This window comes from Acidovorax sp. SRB_24, from assembly GCF_012931925.1.
This window is the reverse complement of record NZ_MWOM01000015.1, coordinates 63,828-87,636: the sequence shown is the minus strand read 5'-3', so window position 1 is coordinate 87,636 and position 23,809 is coordinate 63,828. Positions and strand designations below refer to the sequence as shown.

The 23,809-nt window shown below is 65.8% G+C and carries 21 protein-coding genes and 2 tRNA genes; 6 read left to right on the top strand and 17 right to left on the bottom strand.

Annotated features, from left to right (window positions below; genetic code table 11):
* Positions 1–42 precede the first annotated feature (42 nt).
* From lpdA to aceE, 3 genes are read right to left on the bottom strand one after another with little or no spacing between them, the layout of a single operon-like run.
* Positions 43–1,920: a dihydrolipoyl dehydrogenase gene (lpdA, locus tag B2J89_RS07790; RefSeq protein ID WP_169168575.1), complete on the bottom strand. Its 1,878-nt coding sequence runs from the start codon at positions 1,918–1,920 to the stop codon at positions 43–45.
* A gap of 12 nt (positions 1,921–1,932) precedes the next feature.
* The gene (gene aceF / locus B2J89_RS07785) at positions 1,933–3,627 is read right to left on the bottom strand and encodes a dihydrolipoyllysine-residue acetyltransferase (protein ID WP_169168574.1); all 1,695 of its coding nucleotides are present in this window, start codon (positions 3,625–3,627) and stop codon (positions 1,933–1,935) included.
* A gap of 19 nt (positions 3,628–3,646) precedes the next feature.
* Positions 3,647–6,382: a pyruvate dehydrogenase (acetyl-transferring), homodimeric type gene (aceE, locus tag B2J89_RS07780; protein WP_169168573.1), complete on the bottom strand. Its 2,736-nt coding sequence runs from the start codon at positions 6,380–6,382 to the stop codon at positions 3,647–3,649.
* Positions 6,383–6,550: 168 nt separating this feature from the next.
* On the opposite strand from aceE, the gene B2J89_RS07775 reads away from it, so the two are divergent.
* The 5 genes from B2J89_RS07775 to B2J89_RS07755 all read left to right on the top strand — a co-directional run bounded on the left by B2J89_RS07775 (position 6,551) and on the right by B2J89_RS07755 (position 13,454).
* A complete protein-coding gene (locus B2J89_RS07775; protein ID WP_169168572.1) occupies positions 6,551–9,106 on the top strand; it encodes a PAS domain S-box protein in 2,556 nt (851 codons plus the stop codon).
* Positions 9,103–9,729: a response regulator transcription factor gene (locus tag B2J89_RS07770; protein ID WP_169168571.1), complete on the top strand. Its 627-nt coding sequence runs from the start codon at positions 9,103–9,105 to the stop codon at positions 9,727–9,729. Before B2J89_RS07775 ends, B2J89_RS07770 begins: the two co-directional genes overlap by 4 nt.
* Before the next feature lie 71 nt (positions 9,730–9,800).
* Entirely contained in the window at positions 9,801–10,655 is an 855-nt protein-coding gene (gene folD, locus B2J89_RS07765) for a bifunctional methylenetetrahydrofolate dehydrogenase/methenyltetrahydrofolate cyclohydrolase FolD (RefSeq protein ID WP_169168570.1), read from the top strand.
* Positions 10,656–10,714: 59 nt separating this feature from the next.
* Entirely contained in the window at positions 10,715–12,745 is a 2,031-nt protein-coding gene (locus B2J89_RS07760) for a M3 family metallopeptidase (RefSeq protein WP_169168569.1), read from the top strand.
* Positions 12,746–12,794: 49 nt separating this feature from the next.
* Positions 12,795–13,454, top strand: coding sequence for a glutaredoxin family protein (locus tag B2J89_RS07755; protein ID WP_169168568.1), 660 nt, complete (start codon positions 12,795–12,797; stop codon positions 13,452–13,454).
* A 55-nt stretch (positions 13,455–13,509) separates the two neighbouring features.
* Here the strand turns inward: B2J89_RS07755 and rpiA are convergent, their stop codons facing one another.
* Positions 13,510–14,199 carry a ribose-5-phosphate isomerase RpiA gene (gene rpiA / locus B2J89_RS07750; protein WP_169168567.1) on the bottom strand — a complete coding sequence of 230 codons (690 nt, stop codon included), beginning with the start codon at positions 14,197–14,199 and terminating at the stop codon, positions 13,510–13,512.
* Between the two features lie 36 nt (positions 14,200–14,235).
* Between rpiA and B2J89_RS07745 the strand changes: the two genes are divergently transcribed.
* Entirely contained in the window at positions 14,236–15,306 is a 1,071-nt protein-coding gene (locus tag B2J89_RS07745) for a quinone-dependent dihydroorotate dehydrogenase (RefSeq protein ID WP_169168566.1), read from the top strand.
* Between the two features lie 87 nt (positions 15,307–15,393).
* On the opposite strand, the gene B2J89_RS07740 is transcribed toward B2J89_RS07745, so the two are convergent.
* The 13 genes from B2J89_RS07740 to B2J89_RS07680 form a co-directional block, all read right to left on the bottom strand.
* Positions 15,394–15,708 (bottom strand): hypothetical protein, encoded by a 315-nt coding sequence (locus B2J89_RS07740; RefSeq protein WP_169168565.1) that lies wholly within the window; start codon positions 15,706–15,708, stop codon positions 15,394–15,396.
* Positions 15,705–16,100 carry a phage holin family protein gene (locus B2J89_RS07735; RefSeq protein ID WP_169168564.1) on the bottom strand — a complete coding sequence of 132 codons (396 nt, stop codon included), beginning with the start codon at positions 16,098–16,100 and terminating at the stop codon, positions 15,705–15,707. The genes B2J89_RS07740 and B2J89_RS07735 overlap by 4 nt, the downstream gene beginning before the upstream one ends.
* Before the next feature lie 51 nt (positions 16,101–16,151).
* On the bottom strand, positions 16,152–16,463 hold the full coding sequence (locus tag B2J89_RS07730; protein WP_169168580.1) for a DUF883 family protein: 312 nt from the start codon (positions 16,461–16,463) through the stop codon (positions 16,152–16,154).
* A gap of 143 nt (positions 16,464–16,606) precedes the next feature.
* The gene (locus tag B2J89_RS07725; protein WP_169168563.1) at positions 16,607–17,704 is read right to left on the bottom strand and encodes an NAD(P)/FAD-dependent oxidoreductase; all 1,098 of its coding nucleotides are present in this window, start codon (positions 17,702–17,704) and stop codon (positions 16,607–16,609) included.
* A gap of 176 nt (positions 17,705–17,880) precedes the next feature.
* Positions 17,881–17,955 (bottom strand) — tRNA-Val (locus tag B2J89_RS07720).
* Between the two features lie 35 nt (positions 17,956–17,990).
* A tRNA-Val gene (locus B2J89_RS07715) sits at positions 17,991–18,065 on the bottom strand.
* 25 nt (positions 18,066–18,090) lie between these two features.
* Positions 18,091–18,819, bottom strand: a complete 729-nt coding sequence (gene dnaQ / locus B2J89_RS07710) for a DNA polymerase III subunit epsilon (protein ID WP_169168562.1) — start codon at positions 18,817–18,819, stop codon at positions 18,091–18,093.
* Position 18,820: 1 nt separating this feature from the next.
* Positions 18,821–19,159: an ISC system 2Fe-2S type ferredoxin gene (fdx, locus tag B2J89_RS07705; RefSeq protein ID WP_169168561.1), complete on the bottom strand. Its 339-nt coding sequence runs from the start codon at positions 19,157–19,159 to the stop codon at positions 18,821–18,823.
* A gap of 21 nt (positions 19,160–19,180) precedes the next feature.
* Positions 19,181–21,064, bottom strand: a complete 1,884-nt coding sequence (gene hscA / locus B2J89_RS07700) for a Fe-S protein assembly chaperone HscA (RefSeq protein WP_169168560.1) — start codon at positions 21,062–21,064, stop codon at positions 19,181–19,183.
* Positions 21,065–21,131: 67 nt separating this feature from the next.
* On the bottom strand, positions 21,132–21,650 hold the full coding sequence (hscB, locus tag B2J89_RS07695; protein WP_169168559.1) for a Fe-S protein assembly co-chaperone HscB: 519 nt from the start codon (positions 21,648–21,650) through the stop codon (positions 21,132–21,134).
* 65 nt (positions 21,651–21,715) lie between these two features.
* A complete protein-coding gene (gene iscA / locus B2J89_RS07690; protein ID WP_169168558.1) occupies positions 21,716–22,039 on the bottom strand; it encodes an iron-sulfur cluster assembly protein IscA in 324 nt (107 codons plus the stop codon).
* A 7-nt stretch (positions 22,040–22,046) separates the two neighbouring features.
* Positions 22,047–22,451: a Fe-S cluster assembly scaffold IscU gene (gene iscU / locus B2J89_RS07685; protein WP_169168557.1), complete on the bottom strand. Its 405-nt coding sequence runs from the start codon at positions 22,449–22,451 to the stop codon at positions 22,047–22,049.
* 42 nt (positions 22,452–22,493) lie between these two features.
* Positions 22,494–23,714, bottom strand: a complete 1,221-nt coding sequence (locus B2J89_RS07680; protein ID WP_169168556.1) for an IscS subfamily cysteine desulfurase — start codon at positions 23,712–23,714, stop codon at positions 22,494–22,496.
* Positions 23,715–23,809 lie beyond the last annotated feature (95 nt).

Genomic DNA, 23,809 nt, shown 5'->3' with positions numbered 1-23,809 from the left:
TTCTTTGCCGCCATGGCCGGCTTTCAGTAAAAAAGGCGCTGCCTATTTCCGCGCCGGCGGCACGTCCGTGCAGCTGCCGTGCGCAATCTCGGCCGCCATGCCAATGCTCTCGCCGAGCGTCGGGTGCGGATGGATCGTTTTGCCGATGTCCACCGCATCGGCGCCCATCTCGATCGCCAGGGCAATCTCGCCAATCATGTCGCCCGCGTGCGTGCCGACCATGCCGCCGCCGAGGATCTTGCCGTGTCCATGGGCCTCGTCGCTGTCGTCGAACAGCAGCTTGGTGAAGCCTTCGTCGCGGCCATTGGCGATCGCGCGGCCCGAGGCCGTCCAGGGGAACAGGCCCTTCTTGACTTTGATGCCCTGCGCCTTGGCCTGGTCCTCGGTCAAGCCGACCCAGGCGACCTCGGGGTCGGTGTAGGCGACGCTGGGGATCACGCGGGCGTTGAAGGCGGCCGCGGCCAACTCCTTGTTGCCCTGCAGCTCGCCGGCGATCACTTCGGCCGCGACGTGCGCCTCGTGCACCGCCTTGTGCGCCAGCATGGGCTGGCCCACGATGTCGCCGATGGCGAAGATGTGCGCCACGTTGGTGCGCATCTGGATGTCGACCTCGATGAAGCCCCGGTCGGTGACGGCCACCCCCGCCTTGTCGGCGGCGATCTTCTTGCCGTTGGGCGTGCGGCCCACGGCCTGCAGCACCAGGTCGTAGACCTGCGGCGCGGGGGCGGTGCCGCCCGGCTCGGCGCTTTCAAACGCCACCTCGATACCTTCGGGCAGCGCGCGCGCGCCCACCGTCTTGGTCTTGAGCATGATGTTGTCGAAGCGCGGCGCGTTCATCTTCTGCCAGACCTTGACGAGGTCACGGTCGGCGCCCTGCATCAGGCCGTCGAGCATCTCGACCACATCGAGGCGCGCGCCCAGCGTGGAGTACACCGTGCCCATTTCGAGGCCGATGATGCCGCCGCCCAGGATCAGCATGCGCTTGGGGACTTCGGTGAGTTCCAGCGCGCCGGTCGAATCGACCACGCGCGGATCGTCGGGCATGAAGGGCAGGCGCACGGCCTGGCTGCCCGCGGCAATGATGGCTTTCTTGAAGGCGATGACCTTCTTGGTGCCGGTCTTGTCCTGGCCCGTGCCGGTGGTCTCTTCGACCTCGACATGGTGGGCGCCGACGAAGGCGCCGTAGCCGCGCACGGTCGTGACCTTGCGCATCTTGGCCATGGCCGCCAGGCCGCCGGTGAGCTTGCCAATCACCTTTTCCTTGTGGCCGCGCAGCTTGTCGATGTCGAGGCTGGGCGCGCCGAAGCTCACGCCCAGGTCGGCCATGTGGCTCACCTCGTCCATGACGGAGGCCACGTGCAGCAGCGCCTTCGAGGGAATGCAGCCCACGTTCAGGCACACGCCACCCAGCGTGGCATAGCGCTCGACGAGGACGACCTTCAGGCCCAGGTCGGCCGCGCGGAAGGCGGCGCTGTAGCCACCGGGGCCGGCGCCGAGCACGAGCACGTCGCATTCGAGGTCGGCCGTGCCGGCAAACTCGGCCGCTCCTGGAATAGGAGCAGCTGGCACTGGCGAAACCTTGGTTTCAGCCGGATTTGATACTGAAACGCTGGATGGACCTGCGCCGGCAGCTACAGATGCAGGAGCAGGAGCAGCCACCGGCGCGGGCGCTGCGGCATCGGCCGCCGCCTCGAGCGTCAGCAGCACGCTGCCTTCGGCGATCTTGTCGCCGAGCTGCACCTGGACCGTCTGCACCACACCGGCGTGGCTGGAGGGAATTTCCATCGAGGCCTTGTCCGACTCCACCGTGACCAGGCTCTGGTCCACGGCCACGGTGTCGCCGGGCTTGACCATCAGTTCAATGACCGTGACCTCGGCAAAGTCGCCAATGTTCGGAACCTTGATTTCAATGCTTGCCATCGTGCTGCTCCTTTACAGCAGGATGCGGCGGTAGTCCGCCAGCACCTGACCGAGGTAGGCGTTGAAGCGCGCGGCCGAGGCCCCGTCGATCACGCGGTGGTCGTAGGACAGCGACAGCGGCAGCACGAGGCGCGGGACAAACTTTTCCTTGTCCTCGTTCCACAGAGGCTTCATGGCGCCGCGCGAGAGGCCCAGGATGGCGACTTCGGGGGCGTTGATGATGGGCGTGAAATGCGTGCCGCCAATGCCGCCGAGCGAGGAGATCGACATGCAGCCGCCCTGCATGTCGGCCGCGCCGAGCTTGCCCTCGCGCGCCTTCTTGGCCAGTTCCGACATTTCCTGGCTGATCTGCAGGATGCCCTTCCGGTCGGCGTCCTTGAGCACCGGCACGACCAGCCCGTTGGGCGTGTCGGCGGCAAAGCCGATGTTGAAGTACTGCTTGTAAACCAGCGCGTCGCCGTCGAGGCTGGCATTGAAGTCGGGGAACTTCTTGAGCGCCGCCACCACGGCCTTGATGACGAAGGCCAGCATGGTGACCTTGGTGCCGCTCTTCTCGTTTTCCTTGTTGGTGGAGACGCGGAAGGCTTCGAGCTCGGTGATGTCGGCCTCGTCGTTGTTCGTGACGTGGGGGATCATCACCCAGTTGCGGTGCAGGTTGGCGCCGCTGATCTTCTTGATGCGGGAGAGCTCCTTGCGCTCGATGGCGCCGAACTTGGCAAAGTCCACCTTGGGCCAGGGCAGCAGGTCCAGGCCTGCGCCGCCACCGCTGGCGGCAGCGGCCTTGGGTGCGACTGCGGCCTGGGCCCGGGTCTGCACGCTGCCGACCATGACGGACTGGGTGAAGGCCTGCACATCGGTTTCGGTGATCCGGCCCTTGGGGCCACTGCCCTGCACTTCGGCCAGCGGCACGCCGAGTTCACGGGCAAACTTGCGCACCGAGGGCGATGCGTGTGGCAGCGCGCCCGTGGGTGCCACGGTGGGGTTGTGTGCCGGCACGGCGGCCTGCGGAGCCGAAGGCGTGGCAGCGGACTGGGGCGCTGCGGCCGGGGCCGCAGCAGGCGCTATGGCAGCGGCCACGGCCGCCGGAGCCGGCGCAGCGGCGGGTGCCGCGGCAGCGCCCACGCCTTCGATCTGGCCGACCATATCGCCGATGTTGACCTTGTCGCCCACTTTGATGCTGAGCGCCTTGAGCACGCCCGCGGCCGGCGATGGGATTTCCATCGAGGCCTTGTCGGACTCCACGGTGAACAGCGATTGCTCCAGGGCCACGGTGTCGCCGACCTTGACGAGCATCTCGATCACGGTGACATCCTTGAAATCACCGATGTCGGGGATGCGCAGATCCACCGTGCTCGCGGCGGCCGGCGTTGCCGGAGCAGGCGCTGCAGCGGGCGCAGGCGAAGGTGCCGCCACGGCGGGTGCCGCAACCGGTGCAGCCGCTGCGGGCGCCGGTGCGGGCGCTGCCGCGTCGGCGGTTTCCAGCACCACGATGACCGAGCCCTGCTTGATCTTGTCGCCCAGGGCCACGCGCAGCTCCTTGACCACGCCCGCGTGGCTGGACGGAATCTCCATCGAGGCCTTGTCGGACTCCACAGTGACCAGCGACTGCTCTGCCTTGATCGTGTCGCCCGGCTGGACCAGCACTTCGATCACGGCCACTTCGTCAAAGTCGCCGATGTCGGGAACTTGAATATCTACCATTGCCATAGTTGTCTCCCGTTCGTCTTCAGGCGTGCAGCGGGTTGATCTTGTCGGTGGCGATACCGTACTTGGCAATCGCTTCGGCCACCTTGGTCACCGGCACCTGGCCCCCATCGGCCAGTGCGCGCAGTGCCGCCAGCACAATGTAATGGCGGTCGATCTCAAAGTGCTCGCGCAGCTTGCGGCGGAAGTCCGAGCGGCCAAAGCCGTCCGTGCCCAGCACCTTGTAGTGGCGGCCCTTGGGCATGTAGGGGCGGATCTGCTCTGCATAGGCCTTCATGTAGTCGGTCGATGCGATCACGGGGCCGGTGCTCTTGGCGAGCTGCTCGGTCACGAACGGCACGCGCGGGGCTTCCAGCGGGTGCAGCAGGTTCCAGCGCTCCACCTCCTGGCCGTCGCGGGTCAGTTCGTTGAACGACGGGCAGCTCCACACATCGGCGGCAATGCCCCAGTCCTTTTCGAGCAGTTCTTGCGCGAAGAATGACTCGCGCAGGATGGTGCCCGAGCCGAGCAGCTGCACGCGCAGGCCGCTTTGCGGCACCTTCTGGCCAGGCTTGCACAGGTACATGCCCTTGATGATCTGCTCTTCCGTGCCGGCTTCGAGGCCCGGCATTGGGTAGTTCTCGTTGAGCAGCGTGATGTAGTAGAAGACGTTTTCCTGCTCCTGCACCATGCGGCGCATGCCGTCGTGCATGATCACCGCCACTTCGTGGGCGAAGGTCGGGTCGTAGGTCACGCAGTTGGGGATGGTGTTGGCCAGGATGTGGCTGTGGCCGTCTTCGTGCTGCAGCCCTTCGCCATTGAGCGTGGTGCGGCCCGAGGTGCCGCCGAGCAGGAAGCCGCGCGCCTGCATGTCGCCCGCCGCCCAGGCCAGGTCGCCGACGCGCTGGAAGCCGAACATCGAGTAGTACACGTAGAACGGGATCATGATCCGGTTGCTCGTGCTGTAGCTCGTGGCCGCCGCGATCCAGCTGCTCATGCCGCCGGCTTCGTTGATGCCTTCCTGCAGGATCTGGCCGGCCTTGTCCTCGCGATAGTACATGACCTGGTCTTTGTCGACCGGGGTGTACTGCTGGCCCGCAGGGTTGTAGATGCCGATCTGGCGGAACAAGCCTTCCATGCCAAAGGTGCGCGCTTCGTCGACCAGGATCGGTACGACACGCGGACCCAGTTCCTTGTCGCGCAGTAGTTGCGTGAGAAAGCGCACATAGGCCTGCGTGGTCGAGATCTCGCGGCCCTCGGGGGTCGGGTCGAGGATGGCCTTGAAAGTGTCGAGCGGCGGCACATTGAACTGCTCGTCGGCCTTGGTGCGGCGGTGCGGCAGGTAGCCACCCAGGGCCTGGCGGCGCTCATGCAGATAGCGCATCTCGGGCGTGTCGTCGGCCGGCTTGTAGAACGGCAGGTCGGCGATCTGGCTGTCGGGGATCGGGATGTTGAAGCGGTCGCGGAAAGCCTTGATGTCCTCGTCGCCCAGCTTTTTGGTCTGGTGCACGGTGTTCTTGCCTTCACCGATCTTGCCCATGCCAAAGCCCTTGACGGTCTTGACCAGCAGCACGGTGGGCTGGCCCTTGGTCTCGTTGGCAGCGTGGAAGGCGGCATAGACCTTCTGCGCATCGTGGCCACCGCGGCGCAGGTTCCAGATCTCGTCGTCGCTCATGTGCTCGACCATCTTCAACGTGCGCGGATCGCGGCCGAAGAAGTTCTTGCGGACGTAGGCGCCGTCGTTGGCCTTGAACGCCTGGTAGTCGCCGTCGTTGCACTCCATCATGATCTTGCGCAGCGCACCGTCCTTGTCCTTGGCGAGCAGATCGTCCCAGCGGCTGCCCCAGATCAGCTTGATCACGTTCCAGCCCGAGCCGCGGAATTCGCCTTCGAGCTCCTGGATGATCTTGCCGTTGCCGCGCACCGGGCCGTCCAGGCGCTGCAGGTTGCAGTTGATGACGAAGATCAGGTTGTCGAGCTTCTCGCGCGAAGCCAGGCTGATCGCGCCCAGCGATTCGACCTCGTCCATCTCGCCGTCGCCGCAGAACACCCAGACCTTGCGGTTCTCGGTGTTGGCAATGCCGCGCGCGTGCAGGTACTTGAGGAAGCGCGCCTGGTAGATGGCCATCAGCGGGCCGAGGCCCATGGACACCGTCGGAAACTGCCAGAACTCGGGCATGAGCTTGGGGTGCGGGTAGCTCGACAGGCCCTTGCCATCGACCTCCTGGCGGAAGTTGTTCAGCTGCTCTTCGGTGAGGCGCCCTTCCATGTAGGCGCGGGCATAGATGCCGGGCGAGACGTGGCCCTGGATGTAGAGACAGTCACCGCCGTGCTCTTTGCCAGGTTCGTTGCTCTCGGCGTGCCAGAAATGGTTGAAGCCGGCCGCGAACATGTTGGCCAGCGAGGCGAAGGAGCCGATGTGGCCGCCCAGGTCGCCGCCTTCGGGCGGGTGGATGCGGTTGGCCCTGACCACCATCGCCATGGCGTTCCAGCGCATATAGGCGCGCAGGCGCCCTTCGAGCTCCAGGTTGCCAGGGCAGCGCGCTTCCTGGTCTTTTTCGATGGTGTTCACATAGCCCGTGTTGGCAGAGAACGGCATGTCGATGCTGCTTTGGCGCGCGTGCTCGAGCAGCTGTTCGAGCAGGAAATGGGCGCGTTCTGCGCCTTCCTTGTCGATCACGGCGGACAGCGCATCCATCCACTCTCGGGTCTCTTGCTGGTCGGCGTCGGGGGCTGGCAATGCGCCGCTGCCGGCGCGAGGATCGGGCTGTGCTGACATGGTTTGTCTCCTGGAGATATAGACCGCAATTTAGTGCGTGCCGCCAAGTTTCTCATATTTTTTTCTTATTTCAAATTATGCTTTTAGATTTCATAATACGATAAATTGCTGCAAACGCACATTTTCCGCACCATCGCGGTGCACCCTGCGCTCCCCTACACTCGGCCCATGCACTCGCCCTCTCTCGCCCCCGCGCCATCGCGCACTGCCGCGCTCGCGCGCTCGTGGCGCGCATGGTGGCGCAGTCTCTCGCCCACGCGTCAGGACCGCTTTGCCGCGCTGGCTCCGCTGGCGGCCGTGCTGCTGTTCATGGCGGCCATCGTGGCGGCTTTCTGGTATCTGCGCATGGAGGAAGGCGAGCGCGAGCAGGAGGCGCTGCGCCGCGATGTGGAGTACGCACAGCAGCGCGTGCGCCTGCGCCTGCTCGAGCGCCAGGAACAGATCATGCGCATTGCACGCGATCTGTCGAACCAGGAGCTGGAGCGCCCCCAGTTCGACCAGCGCGCAGAGGCCCTGATCAGCCAGTACCCCGAGCTCCAGGCCATAACCTGGATCGATGCGCGCGGCCACATCCGTGCCAGCCACGCAGCGCCCACACTCTCGGGCGGCCAGATGCGCGTGCCCGGCGAGGTGCTGAAGAAAGGCGACACCGCCGACGCCTTCGACCTCACGCGCGACCTGCAGCAGCCGGTCTATGTGCAACCCGCCGCCGGCAGTGGCGAGCCCACGCCTTTGCTGCAGCTGCAGGTGCCACTCAATGTGCAGGGCAAGTTTGGCGGCGTGGTATTGGGCGAGTATTCCATCGACAGCCTGCTGCGCTACGGCACTCCCACCGAGGTACTGGCGCGCTATGCCGTGACGCTGCTCGACGCGCAGCACCAGGTGCTCGCCGGCACGCCGCTGGCGCCTCGCAGCGCCACCATGCCCTGGCAGCCCTGGAGCAAGCGCGCCAACGAATACGAAGTGCCCGTCTCGCCCGTGGGCAACGGCTTGGTGCTGCGGGCCCAGGCGTACCGCACCTCGCTGGGCGTGGTCGGCAGCGGCTTGTTCTGGCTGGTGGTCACGCTCAGCACCATGACGGCGTGGATGCTGATTGCCACCTGGCGCCACACACGCCGGCGCATGCAGGCGCAGATGGCCCTGGTGGCAGAAACCAATTTCCGCCGCGCCATGGAAAACTCGGTGCTCACCGGCATGCGCGCGCTCGACCTGCAGGGCCGCATCACCTACGTGAACGCAGCGTTCTGCCAGATGACAGGCTGGAGCGAGGCCGAACTGGTGGGCCAGACACCGCCGTTCCCCTACTGGCCCGACGCCGACCTGGACACGCTGCACGCGCGCCTGCAGGACGAGCTCAACGGCAAGACCGTGTCCGGGGGCTTCCAGGTGCGGGTGCGGCGCAAGAACGGCGCCATCTTCGATGCCCGGCTCTACGTCTCTCCGCTGATCGACGCGCGCGGCCAGCAGACCGGGTGGATGACCTCGATGACCGACATCACCGAGCCCAACCGCATCCGCGAGCAACTCTCGGCATCGCATGAGCGCTTCACCATCGTGCTCGAAGCGCTTGACGCCTCGGTCTCGGTGGCCCCCCTGGGCAGCGAAGAGCTGCTGTTCGCCAACAAACTCTACCGCCAGTGGTTTGGCTCACAGACCGACGGACACCTGCAGCTCGTGGCCCAGGCCGGCGTGCTGCCTGCCAAGAACGCCGGCAGCGACAGCGCAGACGGCGAAGACGGGCTCATGGGGCTGCCCACCGACACCCTGACCAGCGCCCACACCGAGAACGCCGAAATCTTCTTGCCCGAACTGGGCAAGTGGCTGGAAGTGCGCTCGCGCTACCTCAGCTGGGTCGACGGGCGCCTGGCCCAGATGGTGATTGCCACCGACATCACGCCCCGGCGCCAGGCCGAGGAGCAGACCGCCCGGCAAACCGAGCGCGCGCAGTCGGTCAGCCGCCTGATCACCATGGGCGAGATGGCATCGAGCGTGGCGCACGAGCTCAACCAACCGCTCACCGCCATCAACAACTACTGCAACGGCATCGTCTCGCGTATCCACAGCGGCCAGATCACGCAGGAGGCCCTGCTCGCGGCGCTGGAGAAAACCTCGCACCAGGCGCAGCGCGCCGGGCAGATCATCCAGCGCATCCGGGACTTCGTGAAGAAGAGCGAGCCCAACCGCACGCTGGCCGATGTCTCCAGCATGGTCGGCGAAGCGCTGGAGCTGGCGGACATCGAACTGCGTCGCCACAACGTGCGCCTGACGCACTATGTCGCGGCACGGCTGCCGCAGGTCATGGCCGACTCCATCCTGATCGAACAGGTGCTGATCAACCTCATGAAGAACGGCGCCGAATCGATTGCCCAGGCACGCCGCACGCCGGCAAGGCGCAGCGTGGAACTGCGTGTCGTGCCCAAGCAGATCGAGGGCCAGCAGGTGGTCGAGTTTTCGGTGCAGGACACCGGCCAGGGACTGGCGCAGGAAGTGCTCGAGCGCCTGTTCGAAGCCTTTTTCTCGACCAAGCAGGAAGGCATGGGCATGGGCCTCAATTTGTGCCGCAGCATTGTCGAATCCCACCAGGGGAGAATGCAGGCGGAGAACATCTACAATGGTTCCGAAGTCACGGGCTGCAGGTTCTCTTTTTGGCTTCCGCTTGCTGCGCCTGACAACGATGCTACGAATTCTGTAGCTAATGTACATCCCCCGAGGACAATTGCATGAGCTTGATTCCGAAAAAAGGCACTGTGTATGTGGTCGACGACGACGAAGCCGTGCGCGATTCGTTGCAGTGGCTGCTCGAAGGCAAGGATTACCGGGTGCGCTGTTTTGATTCGGCGGAATCCTTTCTCTCACGCTACGACCCGCGCGAAGTTGCCTGCCTGATCGTCGACATCCGCATGGGTGGCATGACGGGTCTGGAGCTGCAAGACCGCCTGATCGAACGCAAGTCCCCTCTGCCCATCGTCTTCATCACGGGCCACGGCGACGTGCCCATGGCCGTGAACACCATGAAGAAGGGCGCACTCGACTTCATCCAGAAACCGTTCAACGAAGAAGAGCTGATTGCCCTGGTGGAGCGCATGCTCGACCATGCGCGCGAAGCCTTCACCGGCCACCAGCAGGCGGCCAGCCGCGATGCGCTGCTGTCCAAGCTGACGAGCCGCGAAGCGCAGGTCTTGGAACGCATCGTCGCCGGCCGCCTGAACAAGCAGATCGCCGACGACCTGGGCATCAGCATCAAGACCGTGGAGGCGCACCGCGCCAACATCATGGAAAAACTCGGCGCCAACACCGTCGCCGACCTGCTCAAGATTGCGCTCGGCCAAACCACCGCCAAAGCCTGACCGCTACACTTTCAATAGCTTCTAGCGCTTACTACATAAGCGCTAGAGGCTTTTTTCATTGATATTTGACCATGACAGCCCAAACGATAGACGGCAACGCCCTTTCCCGCCAACTGCGCACCGACGTCGCCCAACGCGCCGCCACCCTGAAGGCCCGCGGCGTCACGCCTGGCCTGGCCGTGGTGCTGGTCGGCGACAACCCGGCCTCGCAGGTCTATGTGCGCAATAAGGTCAAGGCGTGCGAGGACAGCGGCCTGCACTCGGTGCTCGAGAAGTACGGCGCCGACATGACCGAGGCTGCGCTGCTGGCACGCGTCGAAGCGCTCAACAACGACCCGTCCATCCACGGCATCCTGGTGCAACTGCCCCTGCCCAAGCACATCGATGCGCAAAAGGTGATTGAAGCCATCTCGCCCGCCAAGGACGTGGACGGCTTCCACATCGCCAGCGCCGGAGCGCTGATGACCGGCATGCCAGGTTTTTGGCCCTGCACCCCATACGGCTGCATGAAGATGCTCGAATCCATTGGCTACGACCTGCGCGGCAAGCACGCGGTCGTCATCGGACGCAGCAACATCGTGGGCAAGCCGATGGCGCTCATGCTGCTGGCCCAAAACGCCACCGTCACCATCTGCCACAGCGCCACGCAGGACCTCAAGGCGCAGACCCTGCAGGCCGACGTGATCGTCGCCGCGGTGGGCAAGCGCAACGTGCTCACGGCCGACATGGTCAAGTCCGGCGCCGTCGTCATCGACGTCGGCATGAACCGCAACGACGAAGGCAAACTCTGCGGCGACGTGGACTTTGACGGCGTCAAGAACGTGGCGGGCCACATCACCCCCGTGCCCGGCGGCGTCGGCCCCATGACCATCACCATGCTGCTGGTCAATACCCTCGAAGCGGCAGAGCGCGCCGCCGGCGCCTGACACACCTCCCGCGCCCCTACCACCTTGAACCGCCCCCAGGCGACGCCATCTAAGCCCGCATGAGCAATCCCCTCCTCGACTTCTCCGCCCTGCCCGCATTCGACCGCATTGCCCCCAGTGACGTGGCGCCCGCCATGGACGCGCTGCTGGCGCGCGCCAGCCAGGCGCTCGAAACCGTCACGGCGCCCGCGTTTCCCGCGCGCTGGGACGACATCGCGCGCGTGCTGGACGTGGCCACCGAACAGCTGGGCCGCTCCTGGGGCGTGGTGAGCCACCTCAACAGCGTGGCCGACACGCCCGAGCTGCGCGCGGCCTACAACGAGGCGCTGCCGCGTGTGACCGAGTTCTGGACACGCCTGGGCGCCGACGAGCGGCTCTACGCCAAGTACAAGGCCATCGACCCGGCCGGGCTCAACACCGAACAGCGCCAGGCGCTCAAGAACGCAGTGCGCAACTTCGTGCTGTCGGGCGCCGAGCTGCAAGGCGCTGCCAAGGAGCGCTTTGCGCAGATCCAGGAGCGCCAGGCCGAGCTGCAGCAGAAGTTCAGCGAAAACGCGCTCGATGCGACCGACGCATACGCCTACTACGCCCGTGCCGACGAGCTCGACGGCGTACCCTCCGACGTCCAGCAGACCGCGCAGGCCGCCGCGCGCGCCGAGGGCAAGGACGGCTTCAAGCTCACGCTCAAGATGCCTTGCTATCTGCCGGTGATGCAGTTTGCCCGCAGCAGCGCGCTGCGCGAGACGCTGTACCGCGCCTACGTCACGCGCGCCTCCGACCAGGCCGCGGGCGAGGCCGTGAAATACGACAACACGGCCCTGATCCAGGAAATTTTGGCGCTGCGCCAGGAAGAGGCGCACCTGCTGGGCTACGCCAATTTCGGCGAGGTGTCCGTCGTGCCCAAGATGGCCGAGTCGGCCGACGAGGTGATCGCCTTCCTGCGCGACCTGGCGCACCGCGCCCGGCCCTACGCCGAAAAGGACGTGGCCGACCTGCGCGCCTTTGCCGCGGAGAGCCTGGGCCTGGGCGACCCGCAGGCCTGGGACTGGCCCTACGTTGCCGAGAAGCTCAAGGAAGCGCGTTACGCCTTCAGCGAGCAGGAGGTCAAACAGTACTTCACCGCCCCCAAGGTGCTGGCGGGGCTGTTCAAGATCGTCGAGACACTGTTCGAGGTGGCCATTCGCCCGGATGACGCGGCGGTCTGGAATCCCGCCGTGGCGTTCTACCGCATTGAGCGGGCCGGGCAGCTGGTGGGCCAGTTCTACCTCGACCAGCCTGCACGCACCGGCAAACGCGGCGGCGCGTGGATGGACGACATGCGCACGCGCTGGCTGCGACCCGACACCGGCGAGCTGCAGACGCCGGTCGCGCACCTGGTCTGCAACTTTGCCGGCGGCGTCGATGGCAAGCCGGCGCTGCTCACGCACGACGACGTCATCACCCTGTTCCATGAGTTCGGCCACGGGCTGCACCACATGCTCACGCAAGTGAACGAGCGCGACGTGTCGGGCATTGGCGGCGTCGAATGGGACGCGGTTGAACTGCCCAGCCAGTTCATGGAAAATTTCTGCTGGGAATGGGACGTGCTCAAGCACATGAGCGCGCACGTGGACACGGGCGAGCCGCTGCCGCGCACCCTGTTCGACAAGATGATGGCGGCCAAGAACTTCCAGAGCGGCATGGGCACGCTGCGCCAGATCGAATTCGCGCTGTTCGACATGCTGCTGCACACTTCGCACGATCCGGCGCACGACTTCATGCCGCTGCTGGCGCAGGTGCGCCAGGAGGTGTCCGTGCTGCAGCCCCCGGCCTTCAGCCGCACAGCGCACACCTTCAGCCACATTTTTGCGGGCGGTTATGCGGCCGGCTACTACAGCTACAAATGGGCCGAGGTGCTGAGCGCCGATGCCTATGCCGCGTTCGAGGAAACCGTCGGCCCCGACGGATCGCCCTGCCAGGAGACGGGGCGGCGCTACCGCCAGGCCATCCTGGAGGCCGGCGGCAGCCGCCCGGCCATGGAATCGTTCAAGGCCTTCCGCGGCCGCGAGCCCAACCTGGAGGCGCTGTTGCGCCACCAGGGCATGGCCTGAGCACGCCTTGCACCTTCACCCACTGCGCTGAACGTTCTGGAGATTGAGCATGCCCCTGCCCCGCCCCTTCCTTGCCCTGGCCACCCTGCTGTGCACTCTGGCCTGGGCCGGCCCGGGACAGGCCCAGCCGGTCTACCGCATCGTCGGGCCGGACGGCAAGGTGACCTTTTCCGACCGCGCGCCGGGCAACGACGCGGAGCCCGCCCGGGCCGGGCGGGCCGGCGCCGCACCAGAGGCCGGTCAGGCCACTGCCCTGCCCTACGAGCTGCGCCAGATCGCCACGCGCTTTCCGGTCACGCTGTACACGGGCGCCGACTGCACGCCGTGCGCCAGCGCGCGCAATCTGCTAGTCCAGCGCGGCGTGCCCTTCACCGAGCGCACCGTGGCCAGCAACGAAGACATCGACGCCCTGCAGCGCCTCAGTGGCGGCTCCAGCCTGCCCTTTGGCACCATCGGGGGCCAGCAGCTGACGGGTTTTTCGGACAGTGAATGGACGCAGTACCTGGATGCGGCCGGCTACCCCAAGCAGTCGCAGCTGCCCCCCCAGTACCGCCGAGCCGCGCCCACCCCTCTGGTGGCCATCCAACGCACGCCATCCCCTGCTCCCGCAACGGCGGCAGCCCCTGGCAATGCGCCGCCTGCCGTCCGCCAGGAACCGGCAGTGCCGCGCGGGCCGACGCCGCCCAACCCTGCGGGCATCCGCTTCTGAGGCACCGGCGCTCCACGCTACGTCCCCAAGCCGGCAATTCTCGCCGCGCAAACGCTCAATAGGCCAGCGTTTGCACCCCGTGCGCCGTGCCCAAAAGGCACACCGACGCCTTCTGGTGCGCAAAGATTCCTACGCAAACCACGCCGGGCCACTGGTTCACCTCGGACTCCAAGGCCAGGGGATCGGTGATCGACAGCCCTGTCACGTCCAGGATGTGCTGGCCGTTGTCGGTCACCAGCGGCGCCCCGTCCTTCAGGCGCAATGTGGCATGGCCGCCGAGCGCGGCAAACCGGCGGGCGATGTGCCGAGCCGCCATTGGAATGACCTCCACCGGCAGGGGAAACTTTCCAAGCACGGCAACGCGCTTGGACTCGTCCGCGATGCAAACAAAGCGCTGGGCGAGCGCGGCCACGATTTTTTCGCGCGTCAGCGCCGCGCCGCCGCCCTTGACCATGAAGCCGTGGTCATCGATCTCGTCGGCACCATCGACGTACACCGCCAGTTGCTCCACTTCGTTGGCATCCACCACGTCGATTCCCAGGGCGCGCAGGCGATCGGTGCTGGCGACCGAACTGGAAACGGCTGCGCGGACCTGGTCCTTGATGCCAGCCAGTGCGTCGATGAACTTGTTGACTGTGGAGCCGGTGCCGACGCCCACGATGTCGCCGGGCACGATATAGCGCAAGGCAGCCTGGCCGACTTGGGCCTTGAGTTCGTCTTGGGTCAGGGGGGAGGAGGTCGTCATGGGCGAGAATAAGAAGGTTAGCCCTGAATTATCCCCATGTCCCTGATTCCCTACGCCCTCACCCGCCCGTTTTTGTTTGGCATGGATGCCGAAGCGGCCCACGATCTCACCATGGACATGCTGGCCCGCGGTCAGGGCACGCCCCTGCAGTGGGCCTGGTGCCATGACACCGTGGACGACCCCGTCGAACTGGCGGGCCTGACATTTCCCAACCGCGTCGGCATGGCCGCCGGGCTGGACAAGAACGCACGCTGCATTGACGCACTCAGCGCCATGGGATTCGGTTTTGTCGAGGTCGGTACCGTGACGCCCCAGCCACAGCCCGGCAATCCCAAGCCGCGCATGTTCCGCCTGCCCGAGGCACGGGCGCTGGTCAATCGGCTGGGCTTCAACAACGATGGGCTCGAAGCGTTCGTGCACAACGTCCAGCGCGCCCGATTTCGCTCGCAACAACGGGCCCACCCCATGCTGCTGGGTCTGAATATCGGCAAGAACGCCAGCACGCCGATGGAAGAAGCCAGGAACGACTACCTGAGTTGCCTGGACGGTGTCTACCCGCACGCCGACTATGTGACCGTCAACATCAGTTCGCCCAACACGCAGAACCTGCGCACGCTGCAAAGCGACGCCGCCCTCGACGCGCTGCTGGGCGCGATTGCCGAGCGGCGCGAAGTGCTGGCACGCCAGCATGCGGGCACCGGCGGCAAGGAAAAGCGCGTGCCCATCTTTGTGAAGATCGCCCCGGACCTCGAGGAGGCCCAGGTCGCCGTCATTGCCAGCGCGCTCGAGCGCCACGGCATGGACGGCGTCATCGCCACCAACACCACCATACGCCGCGACGCCGTGCAAGGCCTGTGCCATGCGCAAGAGGCGGGAGGACTGAGCGGCGCCCCGGTCCTGGAGGCCAGCAACCAGGTCATACGCCAGCTGCGCGCGGCCCTGGGCAGCCGCTACCCCATCATCGGTGTGGGCGGCATCATGAGCGCGGAAGATGCCGTGGCCAAGGTGCGGGCGGGCGCAGACGTGGTGCAGATTTATACGGGGTTGATCTACGAAGGCCCTGCACTCCCCAGCCGCGTCGCACGCGCTCTCAAGACCATGGCCTGACGTCCGCCCGGGCCTGCGGACTGCCGCGCAACGCGGTTTGCCTTCGATCCGCGGCGCTCCTGAAGCACTTTTTTCCTGCCTTCCAGGCTAGCGCAAGCGCGTTAGCAACGGCAGCACGACACCGGCCCATGCCACGAGCCGCTTGGGTCCGAGCACCAAGGCCAGACCGGCCAAGGCGGCCAGTGCGGCCGGATGCTGCTTGGCAAACACCGCAACGCGCAAAGGCAAAGGCGCATCCGCGCCCAGCCCTCCCTCGGCCTTGCGCATCGCCAAGAACTGCTCGCGCCGCGCACGCCGTGCGCGCAGGCGTTCGCGTTGCGCGGCCATGCGCTCGATGATGCGTTGCTGCGCGGGCGTGGGAACAGGCAGATTCTTGTCAGAGAAAGATTCAGACTTGCTCACAGCTGCTCCTTGATGTCGTGCCAATCCTGGGCCAGTTCGCGGCGCGTGAGCGCAAACGCGCCCCCGGCCGCGTGCACCGTGGCCCACAGCGCCACCAGCGCACCAAGCCACAGCGCAAGCCACACGCCCGCGACGCTCCATGTCGCCACGGTGCGGTGCGGTGTGTCCCAGAACTGAACCACGAGCGCGAGCGACAGCAGCACCAAGGCCACCACCGTCAAGCCTGCGATCGCCAGCGCCAGCAGCACGGTGTTGCGCAGTCGGCGCTTGTGTTCTCGCCACTCCAACTGCGCCAGCTCCAGGCGGTCTTCTGCAGCCAGGGCGCCCTCCATGACAGCGGCACGCCAGCGTGCGACCATGGCCTCCAGACCAAGCAGGGAAATCCAGTTCATGCACGTCCTCCTGTCAGAGACCGGGCGGCCTGCGCAGCCGCCCACACAAGTTCAACGGCGCGACAGCAGGAAGCCGACCAGCGCGCCAACGGCGAGAGCGGCCCCGGCCACGCGCCACGGCTCGTCGTGTGCATAGCGGTCTGCCGCACGGGCGGCCTCCTTGGCTTGGCGCGCGGCCTCTTGCGCAGCTTCCACCGCGGCATCGCGCACGTTGTGCATGCCATCGTCCATGCGCTGGCGCAGGAGCTTGATCTGGGGGATGCTGTCGAGATCTCGGCTGGACAGCAACCCACGCAAATCGGAAACCAGTTTCTCAAGTTCGCTTTGGGTGGAAGAAATGGTGTCGGAAGCAGAGGTCGTCATATCAGCCTTTCGTTGTGTGAAAAACAGGAATCGATAGCGCGCAGCCTCGTGGCGGTGCTGCAGAACCCATCTTAGCGAGCTGTTCGGGCGCCAGGTACCCAAAGAGCGCATGGCGGTGCTTTTTGAGCCCCTGTCCGACAAATTCACGGCATCTTCGCTACCTGCTCCGCGATGGCCAGCGCGCTGGTCAGGCCTGGCGACTCGATGCCAAACAGGTTGACGAGCCCGCGCACGCCATGGTCGCGCTCCCCCTGGATCACGAAATCGGCGGCCGGTGCACCAGGGCCACTGAGCTTGGGCCGCATGCCGGCATAGCCCGGCACCAAGCTGCCTGCGCGCAGGCCGGGCCAGTACCGGCGCACTTCGCTGTAGAAGGCATCGCCCCGGGCCGGGTCCACGGTCAGGTCGTCGGGCGCCTCGACCCACTGCACATCGGGGCCGAACTTGGCCTGGCCGCCCAAGTCCAGCGTCAGGTGCACGCCCAGGCCAGCGGCTTCGGGCACCGGGTAAACAAGGCGGCTGAAAGGCGCCGTGCCGCTGAGGGTGAAGTAGCTGCCCTTGGCGTAATAGGGCGTGGGGACATGCCGTGGATCCAGCCCCTCGAAGCGCCGCGCCAGCAGCGGCGCCGCCAACCCGGTGGCATTGACAACGGTGCGTGCCTGCAGCTGCGTGCCATCCTCCGCTATCAACAAAATAGCATCTTGCGCGCACCGGGCATGGGCCAGAGGTGAATTCAATGCCACAAGCCCGCCCGCATGCTCCAGGTCGGCCTGCAGCGCCAGCATCAGGGCGTGGCTGTCGACGATGCCGGTGCTGGGCGAATGCAGCGCCGCCACGCACTCCAGGGCAGGCTCCAGCGCCCGCGCGGCATCGCGGTCGAGCCATTGCAAATCCACCACACCATTGGCGGCCGCGCGCGCGACGATGCCGTGCAGCTGCGCCAGCTGCTCGGCGCGGGTGGCCACGATCAGCTTGCCGCAGCGGCGGTAAGGAATGCCGCGCGCAGCGCAGTAGCCGTACAGCATCTCGCGGCCCTGCACGCACAGGCGCGACTTGAGCGACCCCTCGGGATAGTAGATGCCCGCATGGATGACCTCGCTGTTGCGCGAACTGGTGCCTGTGCCGATGGCCGGCGCGGCCTCCAGCACGATGACCTCGCGGCCACGCAGCGCCAGGGCGCGCGCAACCGCCAGGCCCACCACCCCTGCGCCGATGACGGCGCAATCCACGGAATCTGTCATTAGTAAGCTCCTGCAAGAGACCAGGGCGCCGGCCCTGGTGCGCCCGCACCGCGCAAGGTGCGGGTCGTCGCCGCCGTCCCGCAGTGCATTGTCTGTACCAATGCACGGCACCCCACGGACCCGACGTGCAAAAGGCAAAAAAAAAGACCAGCCACTGATGGCCGGTCTTTCGTTTTTGGTGGGCGATACATGGATCGAACATGTGACCCCTGCCGTGTGAAGGCAGTGCTCTACCGCTGAGCTAATCGCCCGATGAGACTGCCGACATCGGCACACTCATAAACACTGGTGGGTGATACATGGATCGAACATGTGACCCCTGCCGTGTGAAGGCAGTGCTCTACCGCTGAGCTAATCACCCGTGCTGTCTCTGTGACAGCCCGCAATTATGGCACAGCTTTTGGAGCGCTCTCTGAAGTCTTCCAAATTGTTTTGCCGCCGCTGGCCTTGTCCAGCTGCACCAGCATCTGTTCGTGGGCGGCGATCTCGGCATCGCTGGCCTGCAGGACCTGCAGCGCGATGCTGCGCAGGTCCACGGCGGCCACGTTGATGGCAGCACCACCGTCATCGCCCTCGTCGGCGATGAGCAGCGCATCCTGGCCGCGCGTGAGGTTGATGTACACGTCCGCCAGCAGCTCGGCGTCCAGCAGAGCGCCGTGCAGGGTGCGCCCCGAGTTGTCCACGCCCAGCCGATCGCATAGCGCATCGAGCGAGTTGCGCTTGCCGGGGTACATCTCCTTGGCCATGGCCAGGGTGTCGGTGACTTCGCCCACAAAGCTGCGCAGTCCCGGGCGGCCGATGAGCTCGAGTTCCTTGTTGAGAAAGCCCACGTCGAACGCGGCATTGTGGATGATGACCTCGGCGTCCTGCAGGTACTCCAGCAGCTCATCGGCCACGGCGGCGAACTTGGGTTTGTCCTTGAGAAACTCGTTGCTGATGCCGTGCACCTTCAGCGCGTCGGGGTGGCTGTCGCGCCCAGGGCTCAGGTAGAAATGCTTGTTGTTTCCGGTCAGCTTGCGCGCAAACAGTTCGACGCAGCCAATTTCGATGATGCGGTCTCCGCCCTCGGCGGACAGGCCGGTGGTTTCGGTGTCGAGAACGATCTGCCGGCTCATCTCAGTGGTTTTCCTTGGCGTGGTTGATCGAGTACTTGGGAATTTCCACCGTCACATCCTGGGCCGCCAGAATGGCCTGACAACTCAGGCGCGACTGCGGCTCCAGCCCCCAGGCGCGGTCGAGCAGGTCTTCCTCCTCTTCCTCTGCCTCGTTGAGCGAGTGGTAGCCCTCGCGCACGATGACATGGCAGGTGGTGCAGGCGCAGCTCATGTCGCAGGCATGCTCGATGTTGATGCGGTGCTCCAACAGGGCTTCGCAGATCGAGGTGCCCGCGGGGGCGGTGATCTCGGCACCGGCGGGACAGTATTCAGGGTGGGGCAGTATCTTGATGACAGGCATAAAGCGCTCTTGGGAACTGTTTTAAAGGGTTTGCACGTTTTTGCCGGCCAGCGCCTGGCGGATGCCCCGGTCCATGCGCTGCGCGGCAAAGGCTTCCGTGCCTTTGGCCAGGGCCTGCGTTGCGGCTTCCAGCGTGGCGGCGTCGCCGCCTTCGCGCAGGCTGTGCAGACGGACCATCAGCGCCTCCACGGCGGCGCGCTCGGATTGCGCCAGCAGGTCGCCGTCGGCATCCAGCGCGCTTTGCGTGGCGATCAGCATGCGGTCGGCATCCACGCGCGCTTCGGCCAGCGCGCGCGCCTGGATGTCCTGCTCGGCCGTGGAGAAGCTCTCTTGCAGCATCTGCGCAATCTGCTCGTCGCTCAGGCCGTAGCTGGGCTTGACGTCGATGTGCGCCTCGACACCGCTGAGCTGCTCGCGCGCGCTGACGCTGAGCAGGCCGTCCGCGTCCACCGTGAAGGTCACGCGGATGCGTGCGGCGCCGGCCGCCATGGGCGGGATGCCGCGCAGCTCAAACCGCGCAAGGCTCCGGCAGTCCTGCACCAGGTCACGCTCACCCTGCAGCACATGGACGGCAAGCGCCGTCTGGCCGTCCTGGTAGGTGGTGAAGTCCTGCGCTTTGGCGGTGGGGATGGTCTCGTTGCGCGAGACGATGCGCTCGACCAGGCCACCCATGGTTTCGATGCCCAGCGACAGCGGAATCACGTCGAGCAGCAGCAGGTTGCCCGCCGTGTTGTTGCCGGCCAGTTGGTTGGCCTGGATCGCCGCGCCCAGCGCCACGACTTCGTCGGGGTTCAGGTTGGTCAGCGGCGTGCGGCCAAAGAAATCGCCCACCGCGCGCTGCACCTGGGGCATGCGCGTCGAGCCCCCGACCATGACCACGCCCTGCACCTCGTCAGCCGCCAGCTGGGCGTCGCGCAACGCGCGGCGCACGGCCGCGAGCGAGCGCGCAGTCAGATGCGCGGTGGCCGCATCCAGGTCGGAGCGTTTTACGTCAAATTGCACTCCAGCGCCCGCCAGTTCTGCGCTGAAAGCTATATTTTCAGTAGCAGTCAATGCCTCTTTGCAGGCCCGCGCAGCCAGGCGTGCAGCGGTCTTGTCCGCGGGGCTGTGCACCTGCAGGTCCAGCTGCTGCAGCACCCATTCGGCCAGCGCCGCGTCGTAGTCGTCACCGCCCAGGGTGGAGTCGCCACCGGTTGCTATCACCTCGAACACGCCCTGCGTCAGGCGCAGGATGGAGATGTCGAAGGTGCCCCCGCCCAGGTCATACACGGCATAGACGCCTTCGCTGGCGTTGTCCAGTCCATAGGCGATGGCCGCCGCCGTGGGCTCGTTGATGAGGCGCAGCAGATGGATGCCTGCGAGCTTGGCCGCATCCTTGGTGGCCTGGCGCTGCGCATCGTCAAAGTAGGCCGGCACGGTGATGACGGCGCCATACAGGTCGTCGTTGAACGTGTCTTCTGCGCGGTAGCGCAGCGTGGCCAGGATGTCGGCACTGATCTCGACCGGCGACTTGACCCCGCCCGCCGTGGCCACGCTGAGCATGCCGGTGGAGGCCGCACCCGCGCCTGCCTCGGCCGCGCCCAGCAGGTCGTAGGGCAACTTCTCGGCGTTCGCAATGTCGTGCAGACCCCGCCCCATGAAGCGCTTGACGGAGGCGATGGTGTTGCGCGCATCCTGCTGCTGCTGCGCTGCGGCTTCGTGGCCAATCTGGCGTTTGCCTCCTTCGAGGTAGCGCACGATGGACGGCAGCAGCACCCTGCCCTGCCCGTCGGGAAGGCATTCGGCCACGCCGTTGCGCACGGCGGCCACCAGGGAGTGCGTGGTGCCGAGGTCGATGCCGACGGCAATGCGCCGCTGGTGGGGATCGGGAGATTGGCCGGGTTCGGAGATCTGCAACAGCGCCATGGATTCCTGTCTTCTGCGTGGGAGGAGCCTGCCTGCGCGGCAAGCCCTCGGGATATCGGGTGGGGCCTTATTGTCCCAGTTGGTCCTGGCGGCGCCCGATGTCCCCGGCAAAACGCGCAATGAACATGAGGGCTCTGACCTGCTCGGCGGCGGCCGCGAAGTCGCCGCGCGCGTCGATCAAGTCTGCGCAGCGCGCCAGCGCGGCACGCCGCGCCTGCTGCACTTCGCCGTCGAGCGCATCGATTTGCGCCATGCTGTGCGCGTCGTCCAGCGCCTCGCGCCACTCCATCTGCTGCATCAGGAAATCGGCCGGCATGGCCGTGTTGTCCTCCGCGCGGATCGGCGCGCCCTGCAGTTCGCACAGGTAGGCGGCACGGCGCAGCGGGTCCTTGATGCGCTGGTAGGCCTCGTTGATGCGCACAGACCACTGCATGGCCACGCGCTGCGCGGCCGCACCCTGGGCGGCGAAACGGTCGGGGTGCACCTCGCGCTGCAGTTCCTTCCAGCGCGCGTCGAGCACGCTGCGCTCCTGGGCAAAGCGCCGGGGCACGCCAAACAGTTCAAAGTCGTCGGATTGCAGGTTCATATCAACAAAAAACCGCCAGCACGGTGTGCGGTGGCGGTTTCACACAGGGCCGAAAAACGCGAGCATCAAACCCGGAAGCTCTCTCCACAACCGCACCGGTCGCGCTCGTTGGGGTTGCTGAAGCGGAAGCCCTCGTTGAGGCCTTCGCGCACAAAATCGAGCTCGGTGCCATCGATGTAGGCCAGGCTCTTGGGATCGATCAGCACCTTGACGCCGTGGTTCTCGAACACAACGTCTTCCGGGGCGGCCTCGTCCACGTATTCGAGCTTGTAGGCCAGGCCCGAGCAGCCGCTGGTCTTCACGCCCAGCCGCACCCCCAGGCCCTTGCCGCGCCGTGACAGGTAGCGGCTGACATGTCGGGCTGCCGCTTCGGTCAGCGTAATGGCCATGGCGTCCTCAGACCGTGGCGGCCGCTGCTGCGCCGTGCCGGGTCTTGTAATCGTTCACTGCGGCCTTGATGGCGTCTTCGGCCAGGATGGAGCAGTGGATCTTGACCGGCGGCAAAGCCAATTCTTCGGCGATCTCGCTGTTCTTCAGCGCCGCCGCCTCATCGAGCGTCTTGCCCTTGACCCATTCGGTCACGAGCGATGACGATGCAATGGCCGATCCGCAGCCGTAGGTCTTGAAGCGCGCATCTTCGATCACGCCGGTTTCAGGGTTGACCTTGATCTGCAGCTTCATGACGTCGCCGCAGGCAGGCGCACCGACCATGCCGGTGCCAACCGAGTCGTCGCCCTTGTCGAACGAGCCCACGTTGCGCGGGTTCTCGTAATGGTCAATCACTTTTTCTGAGTAAGCCATGGTGTTCTCCTCTTCAATTCGTGTGCAATGCGGCCGGGACGCTCAATGCGCCGCCCACTGGATGGTGCTCAGATCCACGCCGTCCTGGAACATTTCCCACAAAGGACTCAGCTCGCGCAACTTGGCGACGTTTTCGCGGATGGTGGCGATGGCGTAGTCAATTTCTTCTTCGGTCGTGAAACGGCCGATGGTCATGCGCAGGCTGCTGTGGGCCAGCTCATCGCTGCGTCCGAGCGCGCGCAGCACATAGCTGGGCTCCAGGCTGGCCGAAGTGCAGGCCGAACCCGACGACACCGCCAGGCCCTTGATGCCCATGATCAGCGACTCGCCTTCGACATAGTTGAAACTGATGTTCAGGTTGTGCGGTACCCGGTGCTCCAGGTCGCCGTTGACGAACACCTGCTCAATGTCCTTGAGCCCGTCGAGCAGGCGCTTCTGCAGTGCGCGCGCCTTGGCCTGGTCCTGCGCCATCTCTTCGCCGGCCAGGCGAAAGGCCTCGCCCATGCCAACGATTTGGTGCGTGGGCAGCGTGCCCGAGCGCATGCCGCGCTCGTGGCCACCGCCGTGCATCTGCGCCTCGAGGCGCACGCGCGGCTTGCGGCGCACATACAGCGCACCAATGCCCTTGGGTCCATAGGTCTTGTGCGACGCCAGGCTCATCAGGTCCACCGGCAGGGTTTGCAGGTCGATCTCGATCTTGCCCGTGGCCTGCGCAGCATCGACGTGAAGGAGAATGCCCTTTTCACGGCACAGTGCGCCAATGGCCGGAATGTCCTGGATCACGCCGATCTCGTTGTTCACGAACATCACGCTGATCAGGATGGTGTCGGGGCGGATGGCCGCCTTGAGCGACTCGAAGTCGAGCAGACCGTTTTCCTGGACGTTCAGGTAGGTCACCTCGAAGCCCTGGCGCTCCAGCTCACGCATCACGTCGAGCACAGCCTTGTGCTCCGTCTTGACCGTGATCAGGTGCTTGCCCTTGCCCTTGTAGAACTGGGCCGCGCCTTTGATGGCGAGGTTGTTCGATTCGGTGGCGCCGCTGGTCCAGACGATTTCGCGCGGGTCGGCATGGATCAGGCCGGCCACCTGGGCGCGCGCCTTCTCGACGGCCTCCTCGGCCTCCCAGCCCCAGGCATGGCTGCGGGAGGCAGGGTTGCCGAAATGCTCGCGCAACCACGGAATCATGGCGTCGACCACGCGCGGATCGACCGGTGTGGTGGCGCCGTAATCAAGGTAGATGGGAAAGTGCGGGGTCATGTCCATGGCTGGCTCAGTAAACGGTTCCGGTTGGCAAAACAGGAAAATTCGGGGCTTGCGATGCTGGGACGGGCCTTGCAGCCCGGTCCAGAACAAAAATG